Here is a 15,874-nt window from a genome sequence, read left to right on the forward strand (position 1 = left end):
TGCGAAGAGAATTGCGTATTCACGAAAGAAATATTGGCGACTCTCAAAAACGCAAGAAGTTCATCGTGCTTTAACAACAAAACAACTCTACAAGTGGGGACTAATACCTTTAGTCGAACTTGCAGAGTTGGCTTACGCAAGATATTGAGCCGCCAAGTACGGGTCCGTATGCTTGGTGGCGTGAGAGGACGAATAGTCAGATAATGGCTATTCTCCTACTCGATTGCAAAAAGCGCATAATTACTATGGACTGTACACTAAATGATAACAGCTGTTTCAACTTAACCAAACGATTTAATAATCATTACCTTTCTATTATAGAAGCTGAGCAGCCACAAAAAAACACCAAGACAAGTTAATACTGTCTTAGTGTTATGTAACTATTGTGTGATTATTTTGTGAAGATGTCTACAATACCTTTGATTAATTTGATAATACCTAGAATAATACTTGCCCAAGTCATGGTAATAACCTCCTCTGTATTGTTTTTATTGTTTGTATGTATAGTTTAACGAAGATACTGCGTAAAAGGTGAGATTTTGCGTAACATCTTATTTTGATGTCATAACTGTTAAAAATGTGATAAACTTTGACAGTTTGGAACGCCTAAGTGTTAATCATCATAGAAAATAATATGAAGACTTTCTTGTAATGTGCTATTTTTTAATACAGATTGGCAGCGTAACTGTTAGGAATGGTCATTAAAAACCAGTTAGGAATGAAATATGATGAGTTAAGGAAGTTTTTCCGATGCATTCATAAAATAATGTATGGTGTAGGTAATAAAAATTATGTAAGTCTCTTTCTAAGTAACTATCAATAAGGGGGATTATGATGGATAGACTACTTTACGCTATCAAATTTGGTATTATATTTATGCTTGCTTTTACGACAACAAGGTATATTGTCCCATTTCCCGATACCTTTTTATACCAAATCATCTATGGTGTGCTTGTAGGTATTACGTCTTCGTTTTTGACATTATTTTTAGTAGGGAAACGACCTAAGTAATCAAATATATAAAGATGAGTAGTGAAGCAATCTGTAATGACAGAAAACTTCACTACTTTATTATTTTACGTTTTTTAACAGTCAGGCATCATAACTGTAAACGTGGTATGTATAGCATACAGTTAGGCATGAAATATGTTGAGTTAAGAATGATTCCGCATACCACTAACAATATAAGTTATAGTGTAGTTAACAAAATGAAGTCATCATACATAATAATTTGGTTTTGAAATAATCTTACTTATAGGAGTGTACATCAATATGTCAGAAATTATTAATGCAATTAAGGATACGGTTCAAGCAGGATTAGATCAAGACTGGATAACAATGGGAACAGGCATTGTCAAAGTTGTAGCACAAGGCATTGATTTTATTTCAGGATTTTTCGGATAGTCTCCCTTTAACTATATAAATCATGAGCTAGGGTTGCATTAAATGATGTGCTCTAGCTTTTTTGTTTGTATCAGTACATAGTGTAACGGTAAAAAATATAAATGATAGGACCTTCAATAATAACGAATCATTGTTTTCATAGTTAACACGCATATATTTATAGTACTGAAATTGGAAAAGAGGAATCAAGATAAGTCAAAAATAGGGATTAATGATACTGGAGATTTTATTAGAACCTTATGGATGATTTCAAAAGTAGAATCAGCTAAAAATTATCCTGATATTAGTCAAGAGATTCGTGTTGCATCATTTAGTGGAAAAGGAAATTTCAATTTATATTCTTTGGCGCTTTTCCTACAGTGACGATTGTGACTGTCGTAAGTCATACAAGGCACTTTGGGTTAGCGATAATGAAGGGGATTTCTTGGAATAATGTTTACGATGTTATACATGAATTTCAAATATCGTGATGATATTTAAAAACGACCACAACACTCATAGTTTTGTGCTATGAAGTGTTTGTGGTCGTTTTTGATGAGACTTACAAGAATAATTGTCCTTTTGAGTAATGATAACGTGCATGTGGCGTTGTCTGTTTTTGAAAAATTGTGAGCAAAGTTAAGATGCCTATTTTCCCGACAATCATTGTGATGATAATACATATTTTGCCTAGTGTTCCATAGCTTGTAGAGATGCCTGTTGATAGACCCACGGTACCAAATGCTGAAACGACTTCAAAGGCAACATCTGGTAGTGACAAGTTAGGCTCTACAATACTAAAGCTAAAAATAATCGTAACGACGAAACCGATAGCAGATAACGTAATTGCCAAGGCTTTATGTGCTTGTTTCATATCAATTGAATGATTAAGTAATCGTATATATTGGTTACCACGCAATGTGTTGGAAATAAATAAAACAACAACGGCAAAAGTTGTTACTTTAATTCCACCGGCCGCACTAATAGGTCCTGCTCCGATAAACATGAGACACATCATAAATATCATGGTGCTTGGTGATAAAAGGTGCATATCAACAGTGTTAAAACCTGCTGTTCTTGCGCTGGTAGCTTGAAAAAAGGCAGCGAGCCACTGATTGCCTATCGACATGCCTTTGAGTGAATGATGACTTTCTAATACAAAATAAAATAGCGTACCGACAATTAACAGTAATGTAGTCATTATTAATGTGACTTTACTGTGTAATTGCAACTTTTTAAGTTTTCGTGTTGTGATGAGGTCATAGAGTACGACATAACCAATACCACCCATAATAATTAAAAATGCAACCACAATATTAACAGCTGGATGATTCACATAGTGCATCAAGTTATCTGGGAAAAGTGAAAAGCCAGCGTTGTTAAATGCAGAGACGGCAGTGAACATGCTAATAAACAGTCCTTTAGACCAACCGAATGCAGGTACAAACTCTAGAGCGAGCAATGCTGTACCAAGCGTCTCAAAAATGACTGTAAAATAAAAAACGAGTGCAAGTAAGTGATGAAAAGCCCCCAGATGTTCGATGTTAAATTGAAATTTTAATAGTTCATTATTTTTATAACTGATATGGCGTTGGGTCATGATTAATAACAACATAGAGACGGTCACAATGCCCATGCCGCCAATTTGTATCAGTAACATAATCACGACATCGCCCCAAATATTGAATTGTGTAGAGACATCAACAGTCGATAAACCTGTCACAGTAAATGCACTTGTTGCGACGTACATGGCGTCGATTAAAGTAATGGGCTTACGTCCTGTAAAGGGAAGTGATAACAAGAGCGTCCCTATCAATGTAGTTGCTAAAAACAAACTCATATATAAACGAATTGGTTGTTTAAAGAAAGCCATTTCTGCGCCTCTCTTCTTTTTTGATGTTACTATAGCACCTTGAAAAGGAAACGACAATTATTTTTGTAAACGACTTTATGACATTTGTCACATCGAAGTTATGACAAATGGGACTATGTCGAAACGAATGAACGAGATACACTTGTTACAACAAGGTGAGAGCAGGTGAAATGTATGATTGAAATACAAAATGTGACGAAAGTATATGGTAAGAAAAAAGTGTTAGAAGATGTGTCTTTTCAACTGCATGAAAGTCAATGTGTAGCATTGATCGGACCTAATGGCGCAGGGAAGTCGACATTAATTGACATTATGATTGGTAATCGTCACCCGAATGCTGGCAAGATAAACAATCAACAGGAATTATTAGATAAGCAACAAATTGGTATTTTATATCAGAAAACGGCTTTTCCAGAGCTAGTGAAAGTTAAAGAATTATTCAATTTGTATAGGGCGTTTTATAAAGAGTGTATGACACTAGAAGAATTTAAAGAAGTCACAGGATTTGATGGACAGAAGTTAAATCAATACGCATCTAAATTATCTGGTGGAGAGGCTAGAATATTAGATTTTGCACTTTCAATCATTGGAAAGCCACAATGGGTTGTATTGGATGAACCAACGAGTGCAATGGATACGGAGACGCGGCAACATTTTTGGCAACTCATTACACGCATGAAGCGTCAAGGGGTTACGATTTTTTATACATCGCATTATATAGAAGAAGTAGAGCGGATGGCAGATCGTGTGGTTGTCCTGAATCAAGGACGTTTAGTAGCGGATAATACGCCACAAGAGATTCGTTATCAAGAGACGAACACGCGTATCCAATTACCGCTTTTGGGTGATGATATGGTTGCACAAATACAAGAATTAGATGCTGTCAAATCTGTGAATAGACAGGGTGATGGCTATACTGTTGTTACACAAGATGTACAGCCGGTTATTCAATGGTTGATTCAACGAGAAGTGGATCTCAATCAAATTGAAATCACAAAATCATCTTTATTAGAAGCGTTGTTTTCACACAATAGAGAAGGGGTTGACGCATGATGTTTTGGGCATATTTGAAATATGAGTTTTTAATGTTAACGAGAAGAAAATCTTATACCGTGTTATCTATCGGGTTGCCAATGATATTCTATATCTTGTTTACATCCATGATTAAACTGCCTCCAGCTGATCAAGAAATATTTAATAAGGAATATATGTTCAGTATGGCAACCTATAGTTTGATTAGTTTTTGTATTTTAACGTTCCCACTTGAATTGATAAGCGATAAACAACATGGATGGGTTAAAAACCTTGTTAAAACACCTTTATCCCTATTTCATTATTATATGTGCAAAACGCTAAAAATCATGTTTTTATTCTGTTTAGCAATTGTTTTACTTTATCTAACAGGTGCAATCTATAAAGGTGTCTCAATGTCTATAGATGAATGGCTCTTATCAGGTGTTTTCTTATGGTTAGGGGCAAGTTCATTATTATCACTGGGTATTTTACTGTCGCAGATGAATGACTTACAAAATACAAGTGCGATTGCTAACATTTTATATTTAGGACTCGCAATGCTAGGTGGATTATGGTTTCCCGTGAGTACGTTCCCAAGCTGGTTGAAGCAAATTGCTTATGTGACGCCAACCTATCACATTAAAGAATTGGCATTTTCCTATACAACAAGTGATGGCATTCATATCTCGTCTTGTTATGTTTTAGTGGCATACGCTATACTATTTTTAACAATAACGTATGTCATTCGTAAAAAGACGGAAGTGATTTAAACGTGATATTAGAAAAAATCAAGCAAAATCAGATGGCAGCTGTTAACATCTTGTACTGTCTTTTTCCAATTATTGCTTTGATAACAGAACAGTATCAAGGTGCGTTGTGGTTAGGTATTATTATGACGGTTCAATTTATTGTAGGTTATATATGGATGTGCTTTATTGATTTGTCTAAACGCCTGATATTACAACGATTCATTTTGATTATGCATTATGTAGGGATTACTTATTTTATTTTCTATTTTGGCGGCTACTTTTTTTACTTTTATTTTTATTCAGCATATATTTTACCCTTCGTCTTTCATGCAACATTTAAATCATTCGAAATACGTCTATATATGTTGAGCATGGTACTGTCGGTTATTATTGAAACAATCAAATATCCAGAATTAGTGATTGTGATGTTACCAATGTTGATTATCCTGTTAGGTATGACGATAGCCAATGTGAGTAACGTTAAACAACATCAGTTAGAAAATGAAATACTGAAGAAAAATGAATATATTAATATGCTTATTGCAGAAAATGAAAGGGCGCGTATTAGCCAAGATTTACATGATTCACTTGGACATATTTTTGCGAGTCTTAGTATTAAATCTGAATTGGCAGCAAAGTTACTGGAAAATGAACGTATAGATCAAGCCAAGACGGAAGTAGAAAGCATCAACCAGTTATCACGAGATGCAATTGTCAAAGTGCGTGGGATAGTGGAAGATGTGAAACTGCAATCGTTTGTTGATGAAGTGCGTTCAATGGAGATGCTTTTGAATCATGCCAATATTGTATTTGCGTTTAAAGGTGCCGAACGTACGGAAATATTGAGTCCGACGAAGCAAGCAACTCTGGCGATGGTACTGCGAGAAATGGTTAACAATATTATTAAACATGCTCAAGCAACGAATGTTATCGGACGTATTGATGAAAAAGATGATAAGATGACTTTAACATTACAGGACGACGGGATTGGCATGACAGAAGTGACAGATAAAGATTTTCAAAGTATTCGTCAGCGTGTGCGCACATTAGATGGGACGCTCAATGTTGAAAGTTTAGAGCAAGGATTATTACTAATGATTACATTTTCTAGAAAGGCTGATGGCTAATGATTTCAATAGTAGTGGCAGAAGACCAAGAGATGTTGCGCAATGCGATGGTTCAAATATTCACACTGCACGATGATATTTCAGTATTAGCAGATGTTGCGGACGGGGAGATGGCGCTACAAGTTATTCGTGATCAGCAACCGGATGTCGCAATCTTAGATGTTGAAATGCCGAAAAAATCAGGACTTCAAGTGTTGAAAGCCATTAAAGATGCAGGTTTATCTACTAAAGTTATTATTGTAACAACCTTTAAACGGCCAGGTTACTTTGAACGTGCTGTTGCCAATGATGTGGACGCTTATGTCTTAAAAGAGCGCTCTGTTGATGATTTGGTGAGAACCATTAAACGTGTAATGGTTGGAGAAAAAGAATATAGTGAGTCGTTGATGACGTCACTTTTACAATACAAAAATCCACTGACAGTGAAGGAGCAACTTGTGTTGAAAGAAATAGGCAAAGGGCTCACGAGTAAAGAGATTGCTGAAACACTTTATCTGTCAGATGGAACAATTCGAAATTATACGTCTATCATTATCGAAAAGCTGCATGCGGAGAATCGTTTTGATGCGTGGCGCAAAGCGACGGAGCAAGGTTGGCTATAAAACGATGCCACATGACCGATAGAACACACGTGTCATGTGGCATTATTGAATTATTTATTTTCTGGTGCCCATACCAAAATATCGTGACCATCATCATTTTTAGCTTCCAAGTCTTCAAAGCCATTTTTTATGAAGAAGCCTTTTGATTCGAAACGGGCAATTGCTTTAATAGGATGTCCAAGTGATTTTGCATATTCAAGCAACGCTGAACCGTATCCCCTGTTCCAATAGGGTTCAAGCACTTCTAATTTCCAAACGACTAAGTAATCATCGAAGTCTGGAAAATATGTTTCTTCTACTTCCCCTTTACGATACAGTGCCATACGCGCAACAATCTTTTCCCCTACATAGATGCCATAGAACGGAGAGTCTGAGCTTGCATCAATCATTTCTCCATGAAGCTCATCAACTAAGTATAAGTCCTTGTTTCCGAAATCTTTGCGGAATGCTTCGAATAATTCCTCTGTTTTATAATTGATATCGAGGTGTATTACTTTTGCCATGTGATCGCCCCCTTTGTTCTGTTTACTCTATTATAACGCAATTCTGAAAGTTATTGAAGTAAGCCGTAAAATTGTCAGATGTGAATGCAACCTTTATACTGATAACGAATACTAGTTAAGGAGAAATGAGCATGAAGTGTTTAAATATCACGATTAATGAATCAGACTCGTTTATTAAAGACTATACGAATCACGATGCGCAAATTCTACAGTTTTATACGTATGATCCAAATCAATCTGACAGTTATGACCAACGTATGGCGCATCAGAACAATGGGAGAGAGGCTGCCGTTGCCTCTGTGATTCGTGATTATATGTCAGATTTAGTGCTCACAGACACCCAACAAGAGAATATCAAAGCCTTATCGGAAGGTGCGAAAGTCGTGATTGGTGGTCAACAGGCAGGGTTGTTCACAGGGCCACTTTATACATTTCATAAAATATTATCCATTATAACGAAGGCGAATGAATTGTCTGCAGAATACAATCAACGTGTTGTACCGGTATTTTGGATTGCTGGGGAGGATCATGACTTTGACGAAGTGAATCATACATACACGATGAATCAACGTACCGGTCAATTGAATAAGGTGAAATATCATACGATGACACCACCAGAAACAACAGTATCACGTTATGTTCCAGATAAAGAGGCGTTACGCAAAGTATTGGTGCACTTTTTTGAAACGTTGCCCGAAACATCACACTCTAAATCGCTGTTTGCTGAAATAGAACGTATGATTGAACAATCGACAACTTGGGTGGATTGTTTCAAGTGCATTGTTCAACGCTGTTTTGGAGAACAAGGTATTTTATTAATTGATGCGCAGTATGAGGCGTTAAGAGCGATTGAGAAGCCAATGTTACATCAGTTAATCAAACAACATGAAGCGGTGGATGACGCATTCCGTAATGTGCAAAAGCAAACGACTGCAGCTGGACTTAAGGATATGATATTGACCAATACGAATGTGCATTTATTTTTGCATGAAAATGACCAACGTCAACTACTCAAATATGAGGAGGGGGCATATCGCATCAGTAAGAGTGATAAGGTGTATACACAAGAGGCATTGTTAGCACTTGTTGAATCAGCACCAGAACGCTTTTCGAATAATGTTGTGACACGCCCATTAATGCAGGAGTGGTTATTTAATACGGTTGCTTTTGTCGGTGGGCCGAGTGAAATTAAATATTGGGCAGAGTTGGGGGAGGTTTTCCGTCTGTTTGATATTGAAATGCCAATCGTATTACCACGTATGCGCATTACATATGTATCTGAACAAGTTGAAAAGTTATTAGAGAAATATGCGCTTTCACTTGAAGGGGTTATTGCGACAGGAACGGAACCAGCTCGACAACGTTTTATCCGTGCATTGGCATCAGATGTTGCGTTAGAACAAATCGAAACAATGAAGCGCCAACAAGAAGCATTTTATGAGACGTTGACTCAAGAAATGTCAGAGTCAGAAGATAACCGAAATCTGTTAAAGAAAAATCACAGTATTCAAATGTATCAATATAACTATTTAAAAACGCGTTATCTCAATAATATTGCACGTGAAAATGCGATTAGTATGCGCCACTTTAAAGTTTTAGAAGGGACGCTTCACCCGATGGAAGGACTTCAAGAGCGCGTGTGGAATCCATTGCAATTACTCAACGAAAATGGGGTGGATATGTATGCATCCACCACTTTCCCTCCACTTCACTACACTTTTGATCAAATTATCGTGAAACTATAGACATATCAACGATTTGAGGATGATTCGCTTTATGCGGATGATCCTCTTTTTTCGTTTTTTTGATAAATTTCGCTTATTTTTACAGAATTAGTGGAGGATAGTGGTGAGATGTGGTAAATTATAAATAAGGTGAGGTGAGAAGAAATGTTCATGGGCGAATATGAAAATAAGCTTGATGTAAAAGGACGAATGATTGTTCCGTCTAAGTTTCGTTATGACTTGAATGAACGTTTCATTATCACACGAGGCCTTGATAAATGTTTGTTCGGTTACACACTTGAAGAATGGCAGACGATAGAAGACAAAATGAAAGCCTTACCTATGACTAAACGTGATGCGCGTAAATTTATGCGTATGTTTTTCTCGGGTGCCGTTGAAGTGGAGATTGACAAACAAGGACGTATTAATATTCCGGCAAAGTTGCGTGAATATGCCAATCTTGATAAAGAATGTACGGTTATCGGTGTTTCTAACCGCATTGAGATTTGGGATCGTGCAACATGGAATGATTTCTACGATGAATCTGAAGAGAGTTTTGAAGAGATAGCAGAAGATTTAATTGATTTTGATTTTTAATATATCGGAGGTTTTGGTGTGTTTCATCATATTAGCGTTTTACTACAAGAGACAGTCGATCAACTGAATATTAAAGAAGATGGTGTCTATGTTGACTGTACACTTGGTGGCGCTGGACATTCGCAATACCTTCTAAGTCAGCTGTCAGATCAAGGGCGCTTGATTGCGATTGATCAAGATACAACAGCGATTGAACATGCAAAAGAAAAGCTGCGTGATGACTTGCATAAAGTCACTTTTGTTCATAGTAATTTTAGACACTTGAATCAGATTTTGGATGATTTAGGTATCGATAAAGTCGACGGTATATTATATGACTTAGGTGTTTCAAGTCCACAACTTGATGTGCCTGAAAGAGGCTTTAGTTATCATCATGATGCAAAGCTTGATATGAGAATGGATCAAACACAAGCGTTATCAGCGTATGAAGTAGTGAATGAGTGGTCATATGAAGACCTGGTTAAAATCTTTTTTCGCTATGGTGAAGAGAAGTTTTCAAAACAAGTTGCGCGCAAAATAGAAGCAAGACGAGAAATGCAACCTATTACGACCACGTTAGAACTTGTCGAGTGTATTAAAGAAGGCATCCCGGCAAAAGCCAGACGTAAAGGTGGACACCCTGCGAAACGCGTTTTCCAAGCGATACGCATTGCAGTGAATGACGAGTTGGCAGCATTTGAAGATTCGTTAGAGCAAGCGATTGAACGTGTGAAAGTGGGCGGGCGTATCTCAGTGATAACGTTCCACTCTTTAGAAGATCGCTTGTGCAAGCAGATGTTTCAAGAGTATGAAAAAGGTCCAGAAGTTCCGAGAGGCTTACCCGTACTTCCAGAAGCTTATACACCTAAATTGAAACGTGTGAATCGTAAACCTATTGTTGCAAGTGATGTAGATTTGGAAGATAACAATCGTGCGAGAAGTGCAAAACTTCGAGTCGCCGAAGTACTAAAATAAAGGAGATGCGAGATAACTATGGCTGTAGAAAGAATATACGAACCATACCAACAGCAGACGGTAGAACCACAAAGTAACCCTAAACATAAAACTGTAAAGAAACAAGTTGTTGTAAAATTTACACGCTTTGAAAAGCTACTATACATATCATTAATTGCAATTATTGCTGCAATGAGTATTTATATGTTGTCTTTAAAGATGGACGCTTACGACACAAGAGGAAAAATTGCGGATTTAGAACAAAAAATTGAACAACAATCAAGTCAGAATAGCGCGTTAAAATCTGAAACAATGAAAAATGCTTCTTATCAACGTATCTATGACAAAGCTCAGAAACAAGGCATGAGTCTAAAGAATGAGAATGTAAAGGTAGTGCGTACAGATGGCGAAACGAAAAATAAAAATTAAAAAAAATAAACTAGGAGCAGTCCTCCTGACATGTGTACTCGGGCTGCTCTTTTTTTCATTGGTTTTAAGGTATGGTTATGTCATGTTATCTGGACATTCATCGGGTGAAGACCTTATCATGCGTGCGAATCAAAAATATTTGTCGCAGTTAGATCAATCGGCAGAGCGTGGGAAAATATATGATCGCAATGGAAAAATACTTGCTGAAGATGTCGATCGTTTCCGTTTAGTAGCTGTTATTGATAAACGTGCAAGTGAGGATTCTAAAGAGCCTAGACATGTTGTGGATGTCAAGAAAACCGCAAAGCAACTGGCGAAAGTCATTGATAAGTCAGAAAAAGATATTGAAAAACGACTGAAAACAAAAAAAGCTTTCCAAGTTGAGTTTGGCAAAGCGGGTCAAAATTTGACGTATCATGATAAAGAAAAAATTGAAAATATGAAGCTTCCGGGTATCACATTGTATCCAGAAGTCCAACGCTTTTATCCAAATGGCAATTTTGCATCACATCTCATTGGTATGGCACAAAAAGATCCCGATACAGGTGAGCTCAAAGGTGCATTAGGTGTTGAAAAAATCTTTGACAGTTATCTGTCTGGAGAAAAAGGACATGCATCTTATACGAGAGATATTTGGGGCTACATTATACCAAATTCGAAAAATGAAGTGGCACCTAAGCGCGGAGACGATGTGCATTTAACCATTGATTCCAACATTCAAGTGTTTGTAGAAGAGGCGCTGGATAAAATGGTTGAGCGCTATGAGCCTAAAGACCTATTTGCAGTTGTGATGGATGCTAAAACAGGTGAGATTTTGGCATATAGTCAACGTCCTACTTTCAATCCCGAAACGGGTGAAGACTTCGGGAAAAAATGGGCGAATGATCTCTATCAAAACTTGTATGAACCAGGCTCAACTTTTAAAACATATGGGCTCGCAGCTGCGATTCAAGAAGGTGTTTTTAAACCGAATGAAAAGTACGAGTCGGGCTATCGTGATATACAAGGTTCACGTATTTATGACTGGAACAAAGAAGGTTGGGGCAAGATTCCAATGAGCTTAGGTTTTACTTATTCATCTAATACATTAATGATGAAACTGCAAGACCTCGTCGGTGCAGATAAGATGCAATCTTGGTATGAGAAGTTCGGTTTTGGCAAATCAACGGGTAGTATGTTTGATGGAGAACAAAGCGGTAATATTGCTTGGGAAAATGAACTGATGCAAAAAACAAGTGCTTTCGGGCAATCAACAACTGTTACACCTGCGCAAATGCTCCAAGCACAATCAGCATTTTTTAACAAAGGTGAAATGGTAAGACCTTATTTTGTAGAATCGGTAATGAACCCTGTATCAGAAGACACATATTATAAGGGTAAGCGTGAAGTTGCTGGAAAACCTATCACAAATGAGACTGCCAAAAAAGTACTTGACGAGCTGGATAAGGTTGTAAATAGTAAAAATAGCCACGCGACAAGTTTTAGAGTGGATGGCTATCGAGTTGGTGGGAAAACAGGTACAGCTCAAGTAGCAGATCCAGAAAACGGAGGCTACGTAAAAGGTGCGAATCCTTATTTTTCAAGTTTCATAGGGCATGCACCGAGCAAGAATCCACGTGTAGTTGTTTATGCGGGGATGAGTCTGGCACAGAAGCGAGATCAAGAAGCGTATGAGCTAAGTGTGAGTAAAGCGTTTGTGCCGATTATGAAGAATACCTTGCAGTATTTGAATGTCGGTGGTGACGAAATCAAAGATAAAGTGACGATTAATAAAGTGCCTGATGTGACAGGTAAAACTGTTGAAAAAGCACAACAAACTTTGGAGGAACAGTCACTGATACCGGTTGTCATTGGACAAGGAAACAAAGTGGTGAGTCAAAGTCCAACATCTAGTACAAGATTGTTAACGCATAGTCATGTATTATTATTAACGAATGGCGATCTTACAATGCCTGATATGACGGGATGGACACGCGATGATATCATTGCATTCGAATCGCTTACGGGTATCACTGTTAAAGTGAAAGGCAGTGGATTTGTACACTCGCAATCTCAAGTCGCCCAATCGCCAATCGATAAGAAGACGGCAATTACAGTTGAGCTTAAGTCTAAAGAGGAATCATAAACAACCGCATAGTTATGATGTAAATGAACATTGTGGTTACTTGGTACGTTTGACTGGAGCTGAGGTGTTAATAAAAGTGCTATCCAAAATAAGAAGTGTAGAGTAGAAGTCAGTAGGTGATTAGCTTGAATTAGCTTTTCTCCTTCTGCTGTCAGGCTTTTTAACAGAACTTGGCACCACTAAAAAATTGTAAATATCCCTGCAACGATGGTTAGATATGTGACAAAATGAAAGTACCGTCGCATATCTAATCAATTGCTGTCCGGATTTGATAAGCTTAAAAAGCGCTTCTCTCACAGCTGCATTCTAATATTGTCTGGGTGAGCCAACGGAAATTTTTATAACATAAGATGCTTGTTTCGGTTCTGGTCAATTGTTAACCAAGTGACTTTTATTATGAACGCTTTAAATTTATTGAGATAAATCAATTCGAAGTTATACAGCAAATGACATTAGTAAACATGACAAATAATATATAAAGGAGACTATCATGGGAATCATTAGCGCAGTTATTGCATTTATTATCACAGCAGTTTTAGTTCCAATTCTAATTCCGACTTTAAAACGTATGAAGTTTGGACAAAGCATTCGTGAAGAGGGACCGCAAAGTCATATGAAAAAGACTGGGACACCAACAATGGGAGGATTAGCATTTTTGATTGGTGCAATTGTTACAACGATTATTGCAAGCCTATTTGTTCAACCAGCAAGTCCTTTACTATTATTGCTCTTTGTAACAATTGGATTTGGTTTGATTGGCTTTATTGATGATTATATTATTGTCGTTAAAAAGAATAACCAAGGTTTAACCAGTAAGCAGAAATTTGTGGCGCAAATTGTGATAGCCCTAGTATTCTTTATTGTAGCAAAAGGTTTCAATGCATTTGATTTTTCAACTGATATCAACATACCATTTACGAATGCTGTTATACCGCTGTCATTCGCATACGTCATTTTTATTATTTTTTGGCAAGTAGGTTTTTCGAATGCAGTGAATTTAACAGATGGTCTTGATGGACTTGCGACAGGGTTGTCGATAATAGGTTTTACAATGTATGCAATTATGAGTTTCGTATTGGCACAACCGGCTATTGGGGTGTTCTGTATCATTATGGTTGCTGCACTTGCTGGATTCCTTCCTTATAATCTTAACCCAGCTAAAGTATTTATGGGCGATACAGGAAGCTTGGCACTCGGTGGTATTTTTGCGACAGTCTCCATCATGTTAAATCAGGAATTATCACTATTATTGATTGGATTGGTATTTGTCATTGAAACACTATCTGTTATGATTCAAGTAACATCATTTAAACTAACTGGTAAGCGTGTTTTTAAAATGAGCCCTTTACATCACCACTTTGAGCTTGTGGGTTGGAGTGAGTGGAAGGTTGTTACAGTATTCTGGTCAGTTGGTTTGATAACAGGTCTTATCGGTCTGTGGATTGGAGTGAGCTAATTGATAAACTATACGGGATTAAAGGGGAAAAAAGTACTCGTGCTAGGCATGGCGAAAAGCGGCTATGAAGCTGGGAAATTGTTGCATCGTCTAGGCGCAGATGTCACGGTGAACGACGGCAAGGATTTGTCACAGGATCCACATGCAAAAGATTTAGAAGCATTAGGTGTGAATGTTGTCAGTGGGTCACACCCTCTCGCATTATTAGACGAAAACCCTGTAATTGTTAAAAATCCAGGAATCCCATACAGCGTTCCTTTATTGCAAGAAGCGAAGGCCAAAGGTTTACAGATTTTAACCGAAGTCGAACTGAGTTATTTGATATCTGAAGCACCTATTATTGGAATTACAGGAACGAATGGTAAAACAACAGTGACATCACTGCTCGGAGATATGTTTAATAAAAGTCGAGAAACAGGGCACTTAGCTGGAAACATTGGTTATGTTGCTTCAAAAGTCGCCCAAGATGTAAAAGCGGATGAATATTTGGTGACGGAATTGTCATCATTCCAATTATTAGGCATTAAACATTATCGTCCACATATTGCGATTGTGACGAATATTTATGAAGCGCACATCGATTACCATGGCACATTAGAAGAATATCAAAATGCTAAAAAACGCATCTTCCAAAATCAAACAGAAAGTGATTATTTGATTTTCAATTATCAACAACGCCATCTGATTGATCCGTCTCATATCAAGGCGAAAATTTTATATTTTTCAACGGATCATGTGGTTGATGGTATTTATGTTGAAAATGATTATATCGTCTATAAGGGCATACACCTTATACATTTGGATGATATTGTCTTGCCAGGGACACATAACTTAGAAAATATTTTAGCAGCGACGATGGCAGCTATTTTGGCGGGTGTATCAGTCAGTGCGATTGTGCAATCGTTAACATCATTCTCGGGTATTTCACATCGTCTGCAATACGTTGGGAATAATAAAACAAATAAATATTACAATGATTCAAAAGCAACTAACACATTAGCAACTCAATTTGCATTGAAGTCTTTCAAACAGCCCATCATCTGGCTGTGTGGTGGACTCGATCGTGGGAACGGGTTTGATGACTTAATCCCATATATGACAAATGTGCGTGTTATGGTGGTTTTTGGTGAGACACAAGACAAGTTCGTCAAGCTAGGCGAGAGTCAGGGCAAGTTGGTTATTCGTGCAGTTGATGTCGTTGATGCAGTTGATAAGATACAAGAAGTCATCGAGCCGAATGATGTCGTATTATTGTCTCCAGCCTGCGCAAGTTGGGATCAATATGATACATTTGAACAGCGTGGTGATATGTTTATCTCGGCTTATCGCAATCATTTACCATCACACTAAGGATGTGAA

At 37.4% G+C, this 15,874-nt stretch carries 15 protein-coding genes and 1 pseudogene; 14 read left to right on the forward strand and 2 right to left on the reverse strand.

The genetic code is table 11. The features are described 5' to 3' along the window. The 3 genes and pseudogenes from NXS11_RS11175 to NXS11_RS04585 form a co-directional block, all read left to right on the forward strand. Window positions 1-148, forward strand: a pseudogene (locus tag NXS11_RS11175) (group II intron reverse transcriptase/maturase); the annotation flags it as partial. Window positions 149-834: 686 nt separating this feature from the next. Continuing rightward, on the forward strand, window positions 835-1,011 hold the full coding sequence (locus tag NXS11_RS04580; protein WP_259199365.1) for a hypothetical protein: 177 nt from the start codon (window positions 835-837) through the stop codon (window positions 1,009-1,011). Window positions 1,012-1,272: 261 nt separating this feature from the next. Then, a complete protein-coding gene (locus NXS11_RS04585) occupies window positions 1,273-1,404 on the forward strand; it encodes a beta-class phenol-soluble modulin (RefSeq protein WP_259199367.1) in 132 nt (43 codons plus the stop codon). Between the two features lie 541 nt (window positions 1,405-1,945). Here NXS11_RS04585 and NXS11_RS04590 read toward each other — a convergent pair. Further along, on the reverse strand, window positions 1,946-3,256 hold the full coding sequence (locus NXS11_RS04590) for a TrkH family potassium uptake protein (RefSeq protein ID WP_259199369.1): 1,311 nt from the start codon (window positions 3,254-3,256) through the stop codon (window positions 1,946-1,948). Window positions 3,257-3,430: 174 nt separating this feature from the next. Here NXS11_RS04590 and NXS11_RS04595 point away from each other — a divergent pair, with 174 nt between their 5' ends. Genes NXS11_RS04595 through NXS11_RS04610 form a run of 4 tightly spaced genes read left to right on the forward strand, consistent with a single transcriptional unit; the run spans window position 3,431 to window position 6,748 of the window. After that, a complete protein-coding gene (locus tag NXS11_RS04595; protein WP_259199370.1) occupies window positions 3,431-4,309 on the forward strand; it encodes an ABC transporter ATP-binding protein in 879 nt (292 codons plus the stop codon). Further along, window positions 4,306-5,040 carry an ABC transporter permease gene (locus tag NXS11_RS04600; protein ID WP_259199371.1) on the forward strand — a complete coding sequence of 245 codons (735 nt, stop codon included), beginning with the start codon at window positions 4,306-4,308 and terminating at the stop codon, window positions 5,038-5,040. The genes NXS11_RS04595 and NXS11_RS04600 overlap by 4 nt, the downstream gene beginning before the upstream one ends. 2 nt (window positions 5,041-5,042) lie before the next feature. Next, complete coding sequence (locus NXS11_RS11040) at window positions 5,043-6,146, forward strand: sensor histidine kinase (RefSeq protein WP_259199372.1); 1,104 nt, start codon at window positions 5,043-5,045, stop codon at window positions 6,144-6,146. Next, window positions 6,146-6,748, forward strand: coding sequence for a response regulator transcription factor (locus NXS11_RS04610; protein WP_259199374.1), 603 nt, complete (start codon window positions 6,146-6,148; stop codon window positions 6,746-6,748). The genes NXS11_RS11040 and NXS11_RS04610 overlap by 1 nt, the downstream gene beginning before the upstream one ends. Window positions 6,749-6,798: 50 nt before the next feature. Here NXS11_RS04610 and NXS11_RS04615 read toward each other — a convergent pair whose 3' ends face one another. Then, on the reverse strand, window positions 6,799-7,251 hold the full coding sequence (locus NXS11_RS04615; RefSeq protein WP_259199377.1) for an N-acetyltransferase: 453 nt from the start codon (window positions 7,249-7,251) through the stop codon (window positions 6,799-6,801). A 131-nt stretch (window positions 7,252-7,382) separates the two neighbouring features. Here NXS11_RS04615 and bshC point away from each other — a divergent pair, with 131 nt between their 5' ends. The 7 genes from bshC to murD all read left to right on the forward strand — a co-directional run bounded on the left by bshC (window position 7,383) and on the right by murD (window position 15,865). Beyond that, window positions 7,383-8,996 carry a bacillithiol biosynthesis cysteine-adding enzyme BshC gene (gene bshC, locus NXS11_RS04620; RefSeq protein WP_259199379.1) on the forward strand — a complete coding sequence of 538 codons (1,614 nt, stop codon included), beginning with the start codon at window positions 7,383-7,385 and terminating at the stop codon, window positions 8,994-8,996. A 144-nt stretch (window positions 8,997-9,140) separates the two neighbouring features. Next, on the forward strand, window positions 9,141-9,572 hold the full coding sequence (gene mraZ, locus NXS11_RS04625) for a division/cell wall cluster transcriptional repressor MraZ (RefSeq protein ID WP_259199380.1): 432 nt from the start codon (window positions 9,141-9,143) through the stop codon (window positions 9,570-9,572). 18 nt (window positions 9,573-9,590) lie between these two features. Continuing rightward, a complete protein-coding gene (gene rsmH / locus NXS11_RS04630) occupies window positions 9,591-10,526 on the forward strand; it encodes a 16S rRNA (cytosine(1402)-N(4))-methyltransferase RsmH (RefSeq protein WP_259199381.1) in 936 nt (311 codons plus the stop codon). Between the two features lie 18 nt (window positions 10,527-10,544). Continuing rightward, the gene (ftsL, locus tag NXS11_RS04635) at window positions 10,545-10,934 is read left to right on the forward strand and encodes a cell division protein FtsL (RefSeq protein WP_259199384.1); all 390 of its coding nucleotides are present in this window, start codon (window positions 10,545-10,547) and stop codon (window positions 10,932-10,934) included. After that, window positions 10,909-13,059, forward strand: a complete 2,151-nt coding sequence (locus NXS11_RS04640) for a penicillin-binding protein (protein ID WP_259199385.1) — start codon at window positions 10,909-10,911, stop codon at window positions 13,057-13,059. Before ftsL ends, NXS11_RS04640 begins: the two co-directional genes overlap by 26 nt. A gap of 490 nt (window positions 13,060-13,549) precedes the next feature. After that, a complete protein-coding gene (gene mraY / locus NXS11_RS04645; RefSeq protein ID WP_259199388.1) occupies window positions 13,550-14,515 on the forward strand; it encodes a phospho-N-acetylmuramoyl-pentapeptide-transferase in 966 nt (321 codons plus the stop codon). Continuing rightward, window positions 14,516-15,865 (forward strand): UDP-N-acetylmuramoyl-L-alanine--D-glutamate ligase, encoded by a 1,350-nt coding sequence (gene murD / locus NXS11_RS04650; RefSeq protein WP_259199389.1) that lies wholly within the window; start codon window positions 14,516-14,518, stop codon window positions 15,863-15,865. It begins immediately after the preceding gene. The last annotated feature ends 9 nt before the right edge of the window (window positions 15,866-15,874 follow it).

Origin of the sequence: Staphylococcus americanisciuri, from assembly GCF_024814435.1 — a bacterium.
GTDB classification, from domain to species: domain Bacteria; phylum Bacillota; class Bacilli; order Staphylococcales; family Staphylococcaceae; genus Staphylococcus; species Staphylococcus americanisciuri.